The organism is Mesorhizobium sp. M0771 (assembly GCF_040320155.1).
GTDB lineage: Bacteria > Pseudomonadota > Alphaproteobacteria > Rhizobiales > Rhizobiaceae > Mesorhizobium.
In genome coordinates this window covers 137,347-153,814 of sequence record NZ_JAMYPC010000009.1, presented here as the reverse complement: position 1 = coordinate 153,814, position 16,468 = coordinate 137,347, and the positions used below count along the sequence as shown (strand labels likewise).

The 16,468-nt window shown below is 58.2% G+C and carries 20 protein-coding genes; 7 read left to right on the top strand and 13 right to left on the bottom strand.

Translation table 11 applies throughout. The annotated features are described in order from the left end of the window. Positions 1-2: 2 nt before the first annotated feature. Positions 3-968 (bottom strand): ubiquinol oxidase subunit II, encoded by a 966-nt coding sequence (cyoA, locus tag NKI05_RS16240; RefSeq protein ID WP_081732326.1) that lies wholly within the window; start codon positions 966-968, stop codon positions 3-5. A gap of 195 nt (positions 969-1,163) precedes the next feature. After that, complete coding sequence (locus NKI05_RS16235) at positions 1,164-2,054, bottom strand: MBL fold metallo-hydrolase (RefSeq protein WP_023668030.1); 891 nt, start codon at positions 2,052-2,054, stop codon at positions 1,164-1,166. 299 nt (positions 2,055-2,353) lie between these two features. Between NKI05_RS16235 and NKI05_RS16230 the strand changes: the two genes are divergently transcribed. Continuing rightward, on the top strand, positions 2,354-3,511 hold the full coding sequence (locus NKI05_RS16230) for a hypothetical protein (RefSeq protein ID WP_023739556.1): 1,158 nt from the start codon (positions 2,354-2,356) through the stop codon (positions 3,509-3,511). Between the two features lie 69 nt (positions 3,512-3,580). Here NKI05_RS16230 and NKI05_RS16225 read toward each other — a convergent pair whose 3' ends face one another. The 3 genes from NKI05_RS16225 to NKI05_RS16215 are packed head-to-tail and all read right to left on the bottom strand — an operon-like array spanning position 3,581 to position 6,467. After that, positions 3,581-4,102, bottom strand: a complete 522-nt coding sequence (locus tag NKI05_RS16225; protein WP_023687824.1) for a ferritin-like domain-containing protein — start codon at positions 4,100-4,102, stop codon at positions 3,581-3,583. A gap of 47 nt (positions 4,103-4,149) precedes the next feature. Continuing rightward, a complete protein-coding gene (gene glf, locus NKI05_RS16220) occupies positions 4,150-5,292 on the bottom strand; it encodes a UDP-galactopyranose mutase (protein ID WP_023815893.1) in 1,143 nt (380 codons plus the stop codon). 2 nt (positions 5,293-5,294) lie between these two features. Continuing rightward, a complete protein-coding gene (locus NKI05_RS16215; RefSeq protein WP_031205617.1) occupies positions 5,295-6,467 on the bottom strand; it encodes a glycosyltransferase family protein in 1,173 nt (390 codons plus the stop codon). A 353-nt stretch (positions 6,468-6,820) separates the two neighbouring features. Between NKI05_RS16215 and NKI05_RS16210 the strand changes: the two genes are divergently transcribed. Continuing rightward, the gene (locus NKI05_RS16210) at positions 6,821-7,738 is read left to right on the top strand and encodes a glycoside hydrolase family protein (protein WP_023700021.1); all 918 of its coding nucleotides are present in this window, start codon (positions 6,821-6,823) and stop codon (positions 7,736-7,738) included. A gap of 290 nt (positions 7,739-8,028) precedes the next feature. On the opposite strand, the gene NKI05_RS16205 is transcribed toward NKI05_RS16210, so the two are convergent. After that, complete coding sequence (locus NKI05_RS16205) at positions 8,029-8,331, bottom strand: hypothetical protein (protein WP_155929678.1); 303 nt, start codon at positions 8,329-8,331, stop codon at positions 8,029-8,031. Between the two features lie 17 nt (positions 8,332-8,348). Here NKI05_RS16205 and NKI05_RS16200 point away from each other — a divergent pair, with 17 nt between their 5' ends. Then, on the top strand, positions 8,349-8,858 hold the full coding sequence (locus NKI05_RS16200; protein WP_023739555.1) for a pyridoxamine 5'-phosphate oxidase family protein: 510 nt from the start codon (positions 8,349-8,351) through the stop codon (positions 8,856-8,858). Positions 8,859-8,898: 40 nt separating this feature from the next. Continuing rightward, positions 8,899-9,498, top strand: coding sequence for a cupin (locus NKI05_RS16195; RefSeq protein WP_023739554.1), 600 nt, complete (start codon positions 8,899-8,901; stop codon positions 9,496-9,498). 100 nt (positions 9,499-9,598) lie between these two features. On the opposite strand, the gene NKI05_RS16190 is transcribed toward NKI05_RS16195, so the two are convergent. The 5 genes from NKI05_RS16190 to NKI05_RS16170 all read right to left on the bottom strand — a co-directional run bounded on the left by NKI05_RS16190 (position 9,599) and on the right by NKI05_RS16170 (position 12,391). Then, entirely contained in the window at positions 9,599-9,895 is a 297-nt protein-coding gene (locus NKI05_RS16190) for a SemiSWEET family sugar transporter (RefSeq protein WP_023687830.1), read from the bottom strand. Between the two features lie 15 nt (positions 9,896-9,910). Continuing rightward, the gene (locus tag NKI05_RS16185; protein WP_027048655.1) at positions 9,911-10,474 is read right to left on the bottom strand and encodes a hypothetical protein; all 564 of its coding nucleotides are present in this window, start codon (positions 10,472-10,474) and stop codon (positions 9,911-9,913) included. 116 nt (positions 10,475-10,590) lie between these two features. Then, complete coding sequence (gene xth, locus NKI05_RS16180) at positions 10,591-11,367, bottom strand: exodeoxyribonuclease III (RefSeq protein ID WP_023815890.1); 777 nt, start codon at positions 11,365-11,367, stop codon at positions 10,591-10,593. A gap of 68 nt (positions 11,368-11,435) precedes the next feature. Then, positions 11,436-11,648 carry a hypothetical protein gene (locus NKI05_RS16175; protein ID WP_245259911.1) on the bottom strand — a complete coding sequence of 71 codons (213 nt, stop codon included), beginning with the start codon at positions 11,646-11,648 and terminating at the stop codon, positions 11,436-11,438. A gap of 215 nt (positions 11,649-11,863) precedes the next feature. Beyond that, positions 11,864-12,391, bottom strand: coding sequence for a YciE/YciF ferroxidase family protein (locus tag NKI05_RS16170; protein WP_023681150.1), 528 nt, complete (start codon positions 12,389-12,391; stop codon positions 11,864-11,866). Between the two features lie 413 nt (positions 12,392-12,804). On the opposite strand from NKI05_RS16170, the gene NKI05_RS16165 reads away from it, so the two are divergent. Beyond that, positions 12,805-14,205: a phospholipase D family protein gene (locus NKI05_RS16165; RefSeq protein WP_023700029.1), complete on the top strand. Its 1,401-nt coding sequence runs from the start codon at positions 12,805-12,807 to the stop codon at positions 14,203-14,205. 91 nt (positions 14,206-14,296) lie between these two features. Here the strand turns inward: NKI05_RS16165 and NKI05_RS16160 are convergent, their stop codons facing one another. Together NKI05_RS16160 and NKI05_RS16155 are read right to left on the bottom strand one after the other, a co-directional pair. Next, positions 14,297-14,494 (bottom strand): hypothetical protein, encoded by a 198-nt coding sequence (locus NKI05_RS16160; RefSeq protein WP_023700030.1) that lies wholly within the window; start codon positions 14,492-14,494, stop codon positions 14,297-14,299. 171 nt (positions 14,495-14,665) lie between these two features. Beyond that, positions 14,666-15,658 carry a YihY/virulence factor BrkB family protein gene (locus NKI05_RS16155; RefSeq protein WP_023700031.1) on the bottom strand — a complete coding sequence of 331 codons (993 nt, stop codon included), beginning with the start codon at positions 15,656-15,658 and terminating at the stop codon, positions 14,666-14,668. A 192-nt stretch (positions 15,659-15,850) separates the two neighbouring features. On the opposite strand from NKI05_RS16155, the gene NKI05_RS16150 reads away from it, so the two are divergent. Together NKI05_RS16150 and NKI05_RS16145 are read left to right on the top strand one after the other, a co-directional pair. Then, complete coding sequence (locus NKI05_RS16150) at positions 15,851-16,075, top strand: hypothetical protein (protein ID WP_155921617.1); 225 nt, start codon at positions 15,851-15,853, stop codon at positions 16,073-16,075. Further along, positions 16,072-16,365: a hypothetical protein gene (locus NKI05_RS16145; RefSeq protein ID WP_023687836.1), complete on the top strand. Its 294-nt coding sequence runs from the start codon at positions 16,072-16,074 to the stop codon at positions 16,363-16,365. Before NKI05_RS16150 ends, NKI05_RS16145 begins: the two co-directional genes overlap by 4 nt. The last annotated feature ends 103 nt before the right edge of the window (positions 16,366-16,468 follow it).

Here is a 16,468-nt window from a genome sequence, read left to right as displayed (position 1 = left end):
CGTCATTCTGCGCCTTGTGGATGATGGGTCATCGTTGCCGCCGCCGGGGGGAATGCCCTTGGGCTCACCTGTGGCTCGCCGCTGGCTGCGCTCTCAGCAGGCCCCGGACCCGGTGGGAGCGTCTGCTGAACGACCGCTTCGAACAGCCCAGGCTGGACATGACCGAAGGAAGCCGGCGCCACATTTGTGCTTTGCCGGGCGAGTTCGCGATAGGCATTGGCATTCAGCACGCCGCCCCCGCCACGCAGCGATGACGCCCAGCGGGTGAAGGCATCGGCTGAAACCGCGCTCACACTGAAATTCATATCCGAGAAGCCGTCGCCGCTGAAGTGCGCCGACTGGCCGAAAAAGCTGCCCTCGCGGTCGGCCTGCAGATGCAATTCGGTCTGCATGCCGTTCATGACGTAGACCATGCTGCCAAGCTGGGGCACGAAGAACGTGTTCATCACGCTGGCCGAGGTCAACTTGAAACGCACTGGAACACCGGCGGGGATAACCAGTTGATTGACAGCGCCCACGCCCTGCTCGGGATAGAGGAACAGCCATTTCCAGTCGAGCGCCACCACCTGAATGTCGAGCGGCGGCTGGCTAGAAGGGATCGGTTTGCGCGGATCGAGCTGATACGATCCGTAGTAGATCAGACCGCCAATGAACAGGATGGTGAGCGTCGGGATCGACCAGACGATCAACTCCACGCGTCCCGAATAGGTGAACTCCGGGTTATAGCGGGCGTTGCTGTTCGAGGCGCGGAACTTCCAGGCGAATGCCAGAAGCGCAACAAGCGTGGGAACAACGATCACCAGCATCACCGCCAGCGAGTTCAAAAGGATCGTGCGATTGCCGACGCCAATTGGTCCTTGGGGATCGAGCACTCCCCCCGCGCAACCGGGCAAGAATGCGCCTCCGAGGATACAGAGCAGTTGGCGTGTCAACTTAGGGCTGGATGGCAACAACACCGGTTCTGCAATCTCTCTTTGCGGGAACGCGTGCTAGGGGCATGCGTTCATCGGGTTTCCATCTGAGCCTCCCCATGGCGCGGAACCTCGCGGCACTTCGCAGGGTGTCGCCCCTAAGCGAGTGCCCCAACTGTCGCCGGCTGGGTTTGTTCCGCTGGACGAGTTACTCTGTCCGATGTCCCGCGTTGGACCAATCCGACCATAATTTCAGAACGATGGCGGCTCGATTGGCCTAGCTATCGGCGACGCTGGCTCGCGCACGAATTTCAATTTCGGCGGGACGGCGAATACCCTGAACCGCTCAGCCAGGTTGTCGAGAGCCTGACGCATGCCCACTCCCGCAGCAGCCGCGCCGTGCCCACTGATGACCATCTGGGGGCCCAAGGCAGCCAGATGCTTCACGGACCTTTCCGCTGCATCCCAGTCTGGCGTGAAATAGCGCGGCGGACCGTGCATCTCGAGATCCTGAATGGCGACTTCATAGACCGACTCCTGACCGGTGGTGATGAAAGCGTCTCCTACGATGAGCGAGCGGTCTTGCTCGCGCCAGAGCGAGATATGCCCAGGGGCATGTCCGGGTGTGTGCAGCCATTGCCATCCGGGCATTCCGGGGATCGATCCATCGGCGGGCAAGGGTTGCAAACGGCTGCCAAGATCGATTGGCCCGCGTGGAAAAAGCGGTGAAAGCAGCGCCATCAGTCCACCCCCAACCCAGGGATCCGGTGGCGGATAGGATGTGGTTCCGTCCAAATAGGGGTGCTCGAGTGGATGGGCGAAGACAGGCACGTCCCAGCCATTTGCGAGTTCTAGAACCGTTCCCACATGGTCGAAATGGCCATGGGTCAGGATGATTGCAGCCGGCCGTGCGTTGACGCCGAACCGCTTTTCCGCGACCGCTAGAATGCTGCTGCGAGACGTCGGCAACCCGGTATCGATCAGCACCCAGTTCCGATCTCCGCTGCCCGGTGCGCCGAAGAACACGACATTGACGATTGCTAGCCGCAAGTAACCCAGGTCCGGTGCGATGCTCCAAGCGCCGTCGCCACGATCCTCGCGCCTGGCGTGGTCGATCTCGGAAAGTCGAATCTGAACGGTCATGTGATCCCATGCCTCTGTTGTTGCCGAGCAGCCGCTCGAGTGGATGACGGCGGCTGTACATCGCCCCGAACTTGGGACGGGCCTCCTTGTTCCTCACTTGCACGCGGCGCCCGGACAGTTCACCACCGGAACAAAGGCTCTACCAATGGGTTCGGCACTACCCGGCCACGCAAGGACGAGCTGGACTGAGCAACGAACATGGGGCGCGCCCGACTGAATTCGGTATTTCGCCAACGCGGTTCCCGGTCCGGACAAGGCGGCCGAGTTCGAAGCCGATTGCCCAAAGGAGACTTCGAAAAATGAGCGAAGTGGGACGCCAGACGGAGGCCTCGGTTCCGGAAGCTTCGCGCTTCGCCAGTTTTTTCATGGCAGGCTTTGAATGCTCCTCGCACCGGCGCAAGGACGGCGTTCGCCTCGATCTTATTCGTGCGACCTCGCATAATTTGCATGCCCTGGGCGACTACCGCGGCTGCGCCGAACTCGGCCTTCGCACCATCCGCGACGGCCTGCGTTGGCATTTGATCGAAACCGCTCCCGGAACCTATGACTGGTCAAGTTGGGCGCCAATGGTCGAGGCAGCCCGATCGGCAGGTGTTCAGGTAATCTGGGACATCTTTCACTACGGATCTCCGGACCATGTCGATCAGGGCTCGCCGCATTTCATCGACGCCTATGCCTCGTTCGCGGCAGAAGCCGTCAAGGTACACCGTTCGATCACCGGAACATCGCCTCTGTTGTGTCCCATCAACGAAATCTCCTTTTTCGCATGGGCTGTTGAGGTCGGCTATTTCCCGCGTGTGGGGCCGAACAAACGTGGATGGTTCAAGCGGCACCTCGTGAAGGCCGCCATCGCGGGTGTTCGTGCAATGCGGGAGATCGATCCCGCCTGCAGATTTGTCTGGGCCGAGCCGCTTATCCATATCGCCCCTCGTGACCGGACCCGCAGCGAACGGCGCCGGGCCGAAAACGCCCGACAGGGGCAGTTCGAAGCTTACGACATGTTGCTGGGCCGCGTCGAACCTGAGTTGGGCGGGAGCGAAGATGTTGTCGATGTCGTGGGCTTGAATTTTTACCCGCACAATCAATGGTACGTAAACGGGCCGACGATTCCGATGGGACACCACGAGTACCGCGCCCTGTCGGAAATGTTGCTAGAAGTTGCTCATCGCTACGGCAAGCCGATGTTCATTGCGGAGACCGGTTCCGAGGGATCCGGCGGGCCGGCTTGGCTCCACTATGTCTGCGACGAGGTGCGTTCCGCAATCAGTCTCGGAGCGCCGGTCGAGGGTATTTGCCTGTACCCGATAACGGCCTACCCGGGCTGGGACAATTCGCGACATGCCGAGGTTGGTTTGTTTTCCGTCATCCAGGCTGATGGCAGGCGACACCTGCGCAAACCCACAGCAGATGAACTGGCCCGTCAGCAAGCTCTTCTCGTGGCGAACACGACGCCTTGAAGAGGCCTCAACGAGGGAGGGGCGGGCGAGCGTCTGTTTTTGAAACGCCGCCCGCGCCGGTGCGGTGCATCAGCTTTTTGCAGTCGCCCCAGCCTCGCGCAACCTGGCATACCGCATGGTAACGTCGCTCAGATTTTCCTTGAGCCAATTGGCCATGGCTTCCTCTTCGTTCAGGTTCTGCTTGAGGGCCCTTTCAGCATCCTGGAAGCCCCCGGCGTCGGCCAGTACCAGCAGCGAATTGTAGGCAGCAATCTCGTAGTTCTCGAATGCGAAATTCGCCAGGCTGTTCTTGATGATCTCGTCGCCAGCCATCGAATGTCCAATGGCGGCCACGCTGCCAACCATAGACAAGGCAGTGTCCTTGAGGGTGGAGTGCTCCTCGCCAAGGCCCTCCAGGACGGACTCGAGTCTCGTGATCTGGCCTTCGGTTTCCTGAATGTGCCGGCGCAAGCGATCGGCCACCTCCGGATAGTTCTCTATACGCTCGACCTGAGGCTTCATGATCGACAGCGCTTGATTTTCCATGGCGTGCGCGTTGCGCAAGCCGACGATAAATATCTCACGGCTTTCCGAGTTGAAGTTTGTATCCATCGAGTTTCTCCTTCTGATACCCGCCCGATCTTCCGTCTTGGAAGAAACTATCTTCTCGGCTCGGCCAACAACGGCTCCTCCGTGCGTGCCCAGGCCGGGAGGCTTTTTTGGATGCGCGCGAAAGTGGCCAGAGCCTGTCCGACTACCTGGTCCATGTTGTAATAGCGGTAAGTTGCAAGCCGACCGACAAACCACACGTCTGAGCAGCTTGCCGCGAGCGCTTCATAGCGCTTATAGAGCACTTCGTTTTCGGGCCGGGGCACGGGATAGTACGGGTCCCCGATGTCCGTGGGGTATTCGTAGGTCAGGCTGGTCCGCGAACTCTGCTGGCCGGTCAGATGTTTGTACTCGGTAATGCGCGTGTAATCCTCCGTCTGGGGATAATTGACCACGGCAACCGGCTGAAATTGCTCGCAATCCAGTGTAACGTGCTCGAAACGAAGCGAACGGTACGGAAGGTGCCCGAGCTGCCAGCCGAAATATTCATCGATCGGGCCGGTATAAACCATGCGCCTGAACGGTATCTTCTCACGAATTTCACGGAAGTCGGTCTGCAGCATGATCTTGATGTTTGGATGATCGAGCATGCGTTCGAACATCCGCGTGTACCCGCCGGCCGGCATTTTCTGGAAGCTGTCGCTGAAATAGCGGTCGTCACGGTTGGTCCTGGTCGGCACTCGTGCCGTGACGGATTTGCTCAGCTGACTGGGATCGACGCCCCATTGCTTTCTAGTGTAGCCGCGGAAGAATTTTTCATAGAGCTCGCGCCCCACGGTGCTGACGACGACGTCCTCAGCCGTTCGGACATCCTCCACCGTTTCGCGTCGCGACGCGAAGAAATCCTCCAGCTGTGCCGAGGTCAGGTCCAGCCCGTAAAGCCGGTTGATGGTGTCGAGATTGATCGGGATGGGAACCAGTTGCCCGTCCACGGCCGCCAACACCCTGTGCTCGTACGGCCGCCATTGCGTGAACTGCGAAAGGTGGTCCACGATCGTTTGGCTGTTGGTGTGGAAGATGTGCGGGCCGTAGCGATGGATGAGGATGCCGGCTTCATTGTAGCAGTCGTAGGCGTTGCCTCCCACATGGCTGCGGCGATCGATCAGCAAAACGCTTTCTTGACGCTGCGACGCTATCCTTTCGGCAAGCACGCTGCCGGCGAAACCCGCGCCGACGATCAGCCAATCGAACATGGCTATGCACTCCTGCGAAGGGGCACGACCTTCTTGCGTTGATAGGCGCGCTCGATGTGAGCTGCCATGGCATTCCATGTCCGTTCCCAGGACATGTCCGCAAGATAGGCATCGACTTGCTGCAGGAGCATCTGACGCGGTCGCGAAAGGACGGAGCGCAGCTTGATTTCCAGATCGTCACAGTCGGCGATTTCCACCAGCCCGGCAGCACCGTAACTGCGCACCACGTCGACGATTGCCGTCGAGATCACCGGCAGACCCGCGGCGAGGAATTCCGGCGTCTTGGTCGGGCTGATGAAACGCGTCGCCTCGTTGAGGGCAAACGGCATCCATCCGGCGTCCCAATGGCGCAAATAGTCGGGCAGATCGCAGTAGGCTTTCGGCCCAAGCCAATGAAGGTTTTCGGCTTGCGGCAGGCTTGCAGGGTCGATCTTGACGACCGGACCGAGCATGACGAAATGCACGTCCGGCATTGTCTTTGCCGCTAGCGCCACGAGACCGACGTCCAGCCGCTCGTCGATGACGCCGAAATATCCAACCCTCGGGGAAGGAATGCCCGCCTGGTCGGCTGGGTCCCTTCCTGGCTGTCTTGCGGTGTGAAAGTGCCTCACATCGATGCTGCTCGGAAATGGAAAGATGGCGGGATGGAGGTGACGCTTGGTCTCGAACAAGCTCAGACCACCGGTGAAAACGAGATCCGCGCGGCGAAGAAGCGCCTTTTCCATCTGGCCCAGCTCGGGGGGCGCATTCCTGAACGCAGAGAGTTCGTCCATGCAGTCATAGACGCATATGTCTGGGTCGAGGAATTCCGTAAAGCGAAGAGCCATTGGGGTGTAGTACCAGGCGATCAGCCGGCTATGCGGCATAGAAGCGATGGTCTGCTGCACAAATCTCCGCTGGACGGCATCTGCTTTCGCGGCCGACGTGCCAAGCGGCAGCACTGGTGTGACAATCAGAATGTTTTCCGATGCCACGCTCGTCCGCATCAGCGGCTGCGGCAATTCTTCGAAAACGGGTTCTTCAAAATAGACCACTCGCTGCTGAGCGGATGCAAGGGTGAGGAGATGCTGCGGACGCTGGTGAACAAAATTCCATCGTAAGTGGGAGAAGCAAACCAGTATATTTTCGCGACGAACATATTGACTGCCGGTTACCCCACCAAAGGCCGCTTCCATTGACATACTCCCTCTGTGACACTATTTATGTTACGATTAACATTTGTTAATCGCGAATGGAGAGAACTACTTAGTTCCAGCTCCTAACTTTCGATCAGGTGAGTTGTTCCAACTGAAATGAAGAAGGCCCGGTCGCCCGCTTGGTCCACGCACGAAGCGGGATCTGGGTGCGGAGGCGAGGGCGGCTGTCGGAACCCGGCCGCCATTGAAAGCGTGGTTGAACGAGGAATGCTGGTGGACAGCGGCATTGCCGTATTTGCGTTGAACTCGTTGGCTATAGAATGTGCCTAACATCAATGATTCGCCTGTATCTCTGCGCGTCTCCGACTGCCGAGGCGAATTCCGGGGCTGACATGAACATCAACTTTGAAACCAACGTTTTTCCACTGTTTCATCCGCAAAGCGTGGATGATCTCAAGGACCCGTGTCCTGTCTTCGATGGCCGTGTCTGGCACGTCTTCGGGTCAAGCGGCACGGTCACCACCGAGACGTGGAGAATCTTGCATGCCACGGCGCCCGATCTTTATGGGCCGTGGGCCGAGCATGAGCCGATCGAACTTCCAATCAACGGTACTGGTGTTGCGGCTCCCGGTGTGACCCACGAGTGCGGCGTCTTCCACATGTTCATCCAGACGGAATTCATGAAGTCGGGTGGCCGTTGCGAGCATGCGGTTTCCAACGACGGGTTCCATTGGGTAGTCCTCAGTCCGGCCATTCTGGCCATCCCGGACACGGAAGAGGACGGCATTTACGATCCGCATCCAGCAGTCATTGGAGGTGGGCGCTACCTGGTTTATTCGGCTATGCCAAAATTCACGAGGGTGCCTCAGCCCGACATCTATCTGGCACGTAGCCAGTCCGACTCGTGGTTCGGTCCGTGGAAGCGGATCGGCAAAATCCTCGACCACAACGATGTTCCCCACCATAACACCAGAGATGATCCCGACTACGAATGGGGCATTGAGGGCGCGCAACTGATCGAGCTGCCGGACGGCCGGGTGCTTCTCAACGCCACCTGCTTTCTTCCGAATGGCCTTCGGGGAAACCGGCAACGGGTGTTTTTTGCCATCGCCGACGAGGTCAGCGGGCCTTACGTTTCGATCGGCCCGGTGTTGGAGCCAGGTCAACCGGGCGAGAACGGCCACTCGACGGTGATGATCGATGGCAGTCAGCTTTCACTGTTCTACCAGAGCCGGGTTGCCACAACCGATCACCGATGGCGCTATGGTTTAGCCAGATGCGACGTCGCTCTCTTTTCAAAGGTCGCGTGATTTCCAGGCTGCCATTAGCGCCTTGAGGCCGATGCGCGTCATGCGGCCATGAAACTCCTGAGGGTTGAAGGTGATCCGCGTCGGTGACGGCAAGTAAAGTGTCATCCGACGCAGTAGGAGACACGACATGGCCGATGCGGATTGACGATTGCCGCGATCGCACTTGGCGGGCGGCAAGTCGGGAAGGCCGGCCCTAACTCTGTCGCTTTTAGCGAAATGACTTGAGCCGTTCGTCAATTTTCTCCGTGGCATTGATGACACCGCCAGATGCCCTGCCAATGAGCTCATAGCTATTTCTTCGGTCCCTTGACAGGGAATGTCGCGTCGCCGTCTTTTTTGCCGGAGATCACCCGCGGATCGGCGCTGGCGACGCCATCGCTTCCGCCGCCCTTGTGGTCCTTTTCCGACTGACCCTTTGCGTCCTGCTCGGGTGTCCGTTTTGATGTTCGAAGCGTCTTGTCCGCCATCATGGCCTCGCGTTTGCCATCCAAACTTCCGGCAATTTCGAAAGTTCCACCGCCGCTTAGCAGGTCGAAGGAACCAGTGAGTTGGAACGTCGTGGCGGGACGTGAGTTGTCAGCAAGGATATTCACCCGCAGGAGGACATCTTATGGCTAACCGCCGAGAGCAGCAGACGGACCTCACGCCCGCCGAGGCAACAGACCGCATCTGGGAACTCGCCGAAAACATTGACGTCTGCATGTTCGTGACCTGGGACGGCGAGTACAATCGAGCCCGTCCGCTATCTGCGCGTGTGGTCCGTGAGGAAAACGCCATATACTTCCTCGTCAATGACGACAGCGCCAAGAGCAAGCAGCTGTCGACCTATCCAAAGGTCACATTGGCCTGGAGTGACAACAGCCACTACAAATACGTCACGATGTCAGGCCCGGCCACAGTGACAAATGACAGGGAAAAGATCGCCGAGCTCTGGGAGAAAACTGACTCAGCCTGGTGGGATAATGCCGATGATCCCGAGATTCGTCTGATAACGGTGAAACCCGAGGAAGGCGAATTGTGGGACAGCCCGGGGCTAATGATGGCTACCGCAACGATGGTGTTTGCGGCCGTTACCGGCGCCAAGCCGAATGTGGGCGACAACGCAAAGGTCGAGCTCTGAGCGAGCGGCTAAACTAACCTCTGCTTTAGAGGCAGCGTCGATGAGCATTTTGGAAACCAGCAAGAAAGTGATCGAGAACGTCACCGGTTTCGCAAGACCGCGCAAGCAAGCTGTCGCCGGATTTGTGAGGCAGCGAAAGTCGAATGAGTTCTGGTTCAAGGATGATGGACTTGTACCCAATAATCCAGCATGGCCGCTCGTCGTTTATCGAGGCGCCGTCGAATTGCCCGAAGGACTTGATCCCGCAGCCGTCATGGAGGTGCTTTTCGATGCAAACGGATGGGGCGATAGCTGGCGAAACGGCATCTATGATTACGTTCACTATCATTCGCAAATACACGAGGTTCTGGGCATTGCCCGCGGAAATGCTGAAGTCCGGTTTGGGGGCAAGAAAGGACGAACGCTGTCGCTGAAGGCTGGCGACGTCGCGGTCCTCCCGGCAGGCACCGGGCACCAATGCCTCTCGGCATCCGATGATTTTTTGGTTGTCGGCGCGTATCCTCCGTTTGGGACTTATGACGAATGTAGGAGCAAGGATCAGCATAGCGATGCGCTCGCAACCATCCCCAAGGTGGGGCGTCCGCGCAAGGATCCTGCATATGGTAGCCAAGGTCCGCTTCTGAAAAGTTGGAAGCGCTAATGCATGTCGCTCAAAAGTGGCTCCGGTTTTGAGACGACGAGATGCATAAAACAAAGACCCAAAGCGCGCGTTTTCTGAGTCCGTTCAAACGCGACGCGCTTTAGTCGTCGGGGTCGAAAGCCTTGGCAACTGCGTCTTTCTCAGCCTGCGGCAGGACTGTCATTGTGAGAATGAAGGCTGACAGCAGGAGACAGACGCCATTCGTGATTATGATCGGCCACTCTGCCTTCATGATGCCGAAGGCCAGCCACAAGGCGAAGCCCAACACAGTGATGGCATACATCGGTGCGGAGATGCCGCTTGTCTCTCGTGTCCTGATGATTTTCCAGGCTTGCGGGGTGAAACTGCTCATCGAGCAGACGGTCGCGAGATAGCCGATGAGCGTGACTGTCTGCATTGAAGCGGCCCTGACCTACGTCGCAGATACGCGCTTGAGATCAGATACGCGGACCACGCCGTGCTGGCTGACAAAGGTCAGGGTGGAGTCCGTGCTCTGGCTCTGCGAAACACCGGATATGCGATGGTCGCCTGTGTCATAAATCTCCATCTTTCCATGATCGTCGATGACCAGGCGGCTTTGCTCAGGAAACGCTGCGTAGCGCATATTGTTTTGAGAACCAGCGGCAGATGGGCTCCCAAACTCCTCAGGCCACCATGAGCCGGCGTGGGCCATAGCTGCAGAACGATAGCTCGTGTCGTCGCGTTGTGGCTTGGCGGGATGATCGCGCAGGTAGGCCGAGAGCTCCGCCGCGATAGTGTTGAGCTTCGCCTTGAGGCTGTCATCGAACATGTCGCCGACCATCGTCATGCCGGAGGACCATTGTGACATTCCTCCGAAGTCGACGTGGCTGAACTGGGCCATGGTTCCACCACCACGCCGCAACGCCTCAAGGACAGCCATGACAGCGCCATCAGTGACGCCATGCTGGCGTGCAAGGCGCGCAATCAGTTCAGCTTCCTTTTGAGTGTTTGTCATCATTGCGTCCTTTGAATCGCTTGGCGCCGGCAGTCCTCATTGTTGGCGATAGACATGCGGCCAAATCTAATCACGAAGGAGCGCCACCAGGTCTTCAGGCTCCTTGCCGAGGAAGCTCAATCAAGTTCTATCCAGGCTGGCGCATGATCGCTCGGCTTGTCCCATGCACGCGTTTCGGCATCTACTCCGGCATTCTTCAGGCGATCCAATAGGGATGAACTCAGCAAGAGATGGTCCATCCGGAGCCCGGAACTCCGATCGTACCCGCCGCGGTAGGAGAAGTTCCAATAGGTGTAAATTCCCTTTTCTGGATGAATGCGACGGACGGCATCGATCCAGCCCTGAGCAAGCATTTCGGCGTACGCGCTCCGGCTCTCGGGGAAGTAAACGGCATCGCCAACCCAGCGCCCCGGCACCGCCGCGTCGATCGAGCCTGGAACGACGTTATAGTCGCCGCACAGGATGGTCGGTGAGCTATCGCCGAGCAGCACCTGGCCATAGGTGATCAAACGTTGGAACCAGCGAAGTTTGTAGTCGAACTTCGGCCCCGGCGCTGGATTGCCATTGGGCAAATACAGGCAGCCGACAACAAGCCCATTCACATCTGCCTCGATGTAGCGGCTGTGCGAATCGTCGGGATCGCCCGGCAGACCTCGACGACGTTCCAGCGGCTCAATCCCGCGAGCGAGGATTGCCACGCCATTGTAGGACTTCTGTCCGTGCCAGATTGCGCCATAGCCGGCGTTTCTAATCGCATCGACGGGATATTTTTCGTCAGAGGTCTTCAGTTCTTGAAGGCAGACGATGTCATAGCCGGTTTCGCTAAGCCACTTGAGAAGCACTGGCAGTCGGCCGTTGACGCCATTGACGTTGAAGGTTGCGATGCGGGTCATCTCGACGATTTAACGTCTTTGCGCCGCTTCGATGCGACATAGGGTCGGTAGCCAAATCTTGCCTTTTGTCATCGTCCATCTGCATTTTTGCTCGAAGCATTGGTGCTTTGACCGGAAGCAGCGGATGTCTTTGCATCTTTGGAATGCGCGGCAATCGCCGGACCCGCGCCGGTAGCTTTACGCATATCGCCGCTCCCCTTGCCGTCAGTCGATTTCTTGCTCAACAGTCCTGAGAAATATTTTCCAAAGAAGCCCATCCGACTCTCCATCTTGGCGCTCATTCGGCGCCTTTGCGGGCCCTGAACTCATCTCTGCGCTGTTCTCGCAACTGCCGAGGATCGCTGCGCGAACCACCAAGGGCGCGGCGCCTGACCAGCGCGGCCGAACACTCAAGCAGGAAACATTCCAGTCCTTTGTAGATATGCGTGATCATGTCCTTCATCTCCCGGGACCGCCTCGGCACATAGGTCGCCGAGGCGGTTGGGTAGGCGATCAATCAAGCCGCTTTCCGTTCTGCCGCTCGTTCGTTGACGCCGGCTTCACCGAGGGCAGTCAGCGCCTCGTCGGTGGCCTTCTCCTCCTCAAGTGTCGCATTGAGGAGCGCAACCACGTCATCCTTGCCGAGCGTCGTAGCCCAGGCAATCAGGGTTCCATACCTGGCAATCTCATAGTGCTCCACGGCTTGCGCGGCACCGACGAGCCCTGCATCGAGCGAAGTCGAACCCTTGTACTCCTGAAGGATTTCAGATCCTTCCTCCAGGATGCCGTCGATCGCCGGGCAGGTTTTGCCGCGCGCGGCCGCGCCGAGAATCTCGAAGACCTCCTCCAGACGTTCGACCTGCCCCTCGGTTTCAGCTAGGTGCTTCTCGAATGCTGCCGAAACTTGCTCTTCGGATGCGCCTTTGGCCATCTTCGGCAAGGCTTTCAGAATTTTCTTCTCGGCATAGTAGATGTCTTTGAGGCCATCGAGGAAAAGGTCCTCCAGGTCCTTGTTGTTGCCATTGGCTTTCTTGGCAGTGGGCATTGTGCCGTCTCCTCTGTTGAAAATTGCCCGTCGCGAGCATTTTCTTAACTCGGAAACCCGAACCCGGTTCCGGGATAATGGAGATATCTAAATTTAAAGGGTCCTGCGCTTCACTGAGAACAACGACCACGTCATTCTCGTCGAAGAGCCGCGGCGGGGCGCACGCCATCGGGCTCCCGCCAACGGTCGTGCGGTCCGACTGCAGGAGACGCAAGTTCCGCGGCGGCAGCAGAGCAGTCGGGGCAACGCCTCTCAAGCCTCCTGACCGCTCTGCAGCCGCTTGATTGCTGGCCCTGCTTGCATCCAGCAATTGGGTGATTGGACAATGCGTATGCAACCAGAATACCTCAGAATGGTTCTAGCTATGATTTGAGCGGGATGGCAGCGAGCACCGTCCAAAGGTGGCAATTTTTATGGACGTATCACTTTCGCGAACCGCAGACGACAACATCAAAACCGGCAAGAGCGGCTTGCTGCTTGTCTCGGACAATTATGACGCTTTCGCTGTGCGCGTGCTGGCGGCAAGGAGCGCTGAGCGCAGCCTCGACCTGATGTATTACCTTTGGCATGATGACCACACCGGCCGCTTGCTGCTTCGCGAGGTTTTTCGAGCTGCTGAGCGCGGTGTTCGGGTGCGCATGCTCCTTGACGACGTCAATCCGCGTAAAAATGATGCGGCATATCTGGCGCTGAACAACCATCCAAACATCGAATTGAAGTTGTTCAATCCGAGCGGTATCAGGCGCGGCCGGATCATGCGTGGTGTGGAAGTGCTGTTGCGGCTCTTTGCATTGACGCGACGGATGCACAACAAGGCTTGGATCGTTGACGACAAATTTGCCATTGTCGGCGGTCGGAATGTTGGCGATGCCTATTTCGATGCGGCAGAAACCAATTTCCGGGACCTCGATCTGCTGCTCCTGGGGCCTGCGGTACGGCAAACCGCGGCGATATTCGATGCCTTCTGGGCTTGCAATGAAGCCAAGCCAATCAAAACCTTGGGATCAGTGGCTGAGCATGAGCATGCCAAATGGCTTGAAGGAAGCGATACCGGCCCCGATCCCAAATTCTTGAACGGCATCGGCAACCGGGGCTCGATCACGGAGTTTATTGCGGCCAGCAACGACGTTCATTGGGTGGATGGCGTGCGGGTCATTTCCGATCCGCCGGAGAAGGTTCGTGGTTGGAGACGTCGCAGCTGGCTTATGAAAGAGCTGCGTCCGATCATCCAATCCACGCGCGGGTGTCTGGAAATTGTGTCGCCCTATTTCATCCCCGGCAAAAGGGGCACAGCGATCTTGCTGGACCTTGTCGGCGCCGGTGTTGACGTTTCGGTTCTGACCAATTCCCTGGCCGCCACGGACGTCGCCGCAGTCCATGGCGCTTACGCAAATTATCGCAAGCGGCTGCTGAGGAATGGCGTCAATATTTTCGAGCTTCAGCCGTTCAACCGGCGCTCCGCAATCTCGGTGTTTGGCTCGAAGGGCGCCAGTCTGCATACGAAAGCTTTCACCGTCGACGACAATATCGGCTTCGTCGGTTCCTTCAATTTCGATCCACGGTCAGTGTCCTTGAACTCGGAAATGGGCGTGCTGTTTGAGGATCCGAAATTGGTCGCCGAGCTGCGGCATCGATTCCAATCGGAAATATCTCCGGAAACAAGCTATCGGCTCGAACTGAAGCACAATGTTCTGCATTGGCATGGATGCGGCGAAGGCAAGATTCAGGACTATACGCATGAACCAGAAGCCGGATTTTTTCGCCGTATCCTGGCGGTCTTCGTCCGTCACCTCCCGATCGAATCTCAGCTCTAGCATCTGATGATGGCCGAGGACCTCGCGATCTCAGCGAATTGCCCTGCCGGGGATCGCGTGAGCGAAACGTGAAACCCTGATCTACCACGGGTCAGCCAGACCGCATCACACCCGGTTCTTCGACAACCGCGTCGCCAATCCCATGCTGTCCGGCGTCCGGATCACTCGGCAACACGTCGGAAAAATTGACTGTGGCGACCAGGTATCCGGCTTCATCGTAGACCTTGATAGTCGATCCCGATTGCTTGGTTCCTGACCCAGGATCCGCCGCCACCGCTACGCGCGCCATCTCTATTGCTCTCGGACTGGCCATCTCCGCACTCGCTAGCTCTTCCTCGAGAGCGGTAGTCTGGCCGGATACTGTCGTCTCAAAGCGGAATTTGGCATGGGCAACCTCCTGTTCCTATGCAATTCCGGTGTCCGGGTTGCGTTCCAAAGAAACAGAATTGGTGGGACGCAGCTAAGATCGCCGCGATGGCCAGACCCGTGTCGCCACGAAGGTCAGCAAACCCGTGATCACAATCCAGGCCTGCACCTCGCGTTGGATGGTTGGTCCAAGGTTCGATGTCTGTCGCGACGGGCTCTCTGCCTCCACTATCGGTTGAAGGTCGGACCGACTGCCGAGACGGACGGAATAGGCCCGCGTGAACTCGGCGCCGAGCAGGAATATCTCAGACGAATAGTAAACCCAAAGCAGCACGACCAGCAGTGCACCCGCCGCGCCATAGGAGGATGCAATCGCGCTGGTTCCGATATACCAGCCAATCAGCGACTTGCCGATGGTGAAGAGCAAAGCGGTCACTGCCGCGCCAATTGCGACATCGCGCCAAGCGAGCGACCGGTCCGGCAGGATCTTGAAGATCGCGGCAAACAGAGCGGAAATCAGCACGAATGATACAATGCCGTTTATCGACGCGAGAATGATCGTGCCGAACGGCAGATGGGCGTTGATGACAGCGCCAAGCGCGGAAATGGCGGCACTCGCCGCCAACGACACAAGCAGTAGAAATCCCAACGCTGCAACCAGACCCAGGCTGGCCGCCCGCGCCCGCACCAATCGCGACACAGACATGGGTGGTGGGTCAATCTTCCAGATTGTGTTGAGCGAAAGCTGCATTTCGCCAAACACCCCGGAGGCTGTCACGAAGAGGGTGACGATGCCCACCAAGGTGGCAACAGTGCCGGCGGTTCTGTGAGAAGCGCTTTCGATGGTGCTGCGCAGAAGGTCGCCGGTTTGCGATCCCATCACGCCTGCGATTTCGGCCGACAGAGCGAGTTGAGCTGCTTCATGCCCAAAGACAAGTCCAGCAATCGCAACAACGATCAACAAGATCGGGGCCAGGGACGTAACGGCATAGAACGCCATCGCCGCACCGTGGCTGAGGGCATTGTCGTTGATGAATCCGAGGATGCTCTCCTTGCCAAGAACCCAGGCTTCGCGTGCCACCCGCATGGGGAATTCCTTTTGCCTCAACGAGCAACCTAGTGCTGTCGGCAACGAAAGCGAGACCTGCCGCCAGTGCGCGAGGCGCGATGCCGAGACACGCCCGCTTGTCTCTGCACGAACGGCCAGAAATGTTCCATGCGGCGCCGGAACTCGCCGGGCTCGTAGTGGTTATCGGTCATCCGATTGGAGTGATCAAAAATGCCTGATAATGAAAACCGTCGCGAGACCGGCGCAACGAAGTACCCGGCTAGAACAGGTCCTGATCCTTCGGATGCGTTCTCTCAGGATGCGGCCGGCAACAAGAAACCCAAGAGTGGGGTCGGTCTGACGCGGCCAGTCAATGAGGTGGATGACAAGACGCACCAATCCGATGGCCAGAACGCCCCGGCGAGGCCGGGCGGCGGAAACACGGTCAAGCCATGAACGTTGCCAATCTTCAGCTTGAAGGGTTGATGATGGCGGTCGCGTCAATCAACAACCTGCTCGTTCACAAAGGTCTGCTGTCAATTGACGAGATCGATACCGCCCTGCGAAAGGCAGAGGCGTCCATGACAGGTGACGAGCGGACCTACGAAGACATGTCACCGGCCAACCGTGACGCGATCTGCTTCCCGATCCGGCTTCTGCAGATCGCAAACAACGCGCAAGGCGAACTGGACATCCCACCATTTTCAGAGCTTGCAAAAATGGTTGGGCAAACCAAGGAACCTTAACGTCAGCGGTGACGACACCTGTAGTCTCCGTGAAGGCCTCATTTGACGCCGATGCCACTATGAAGCGGAAAGCAGCATCGGCGTCGTCTCGGCTATGAACCGA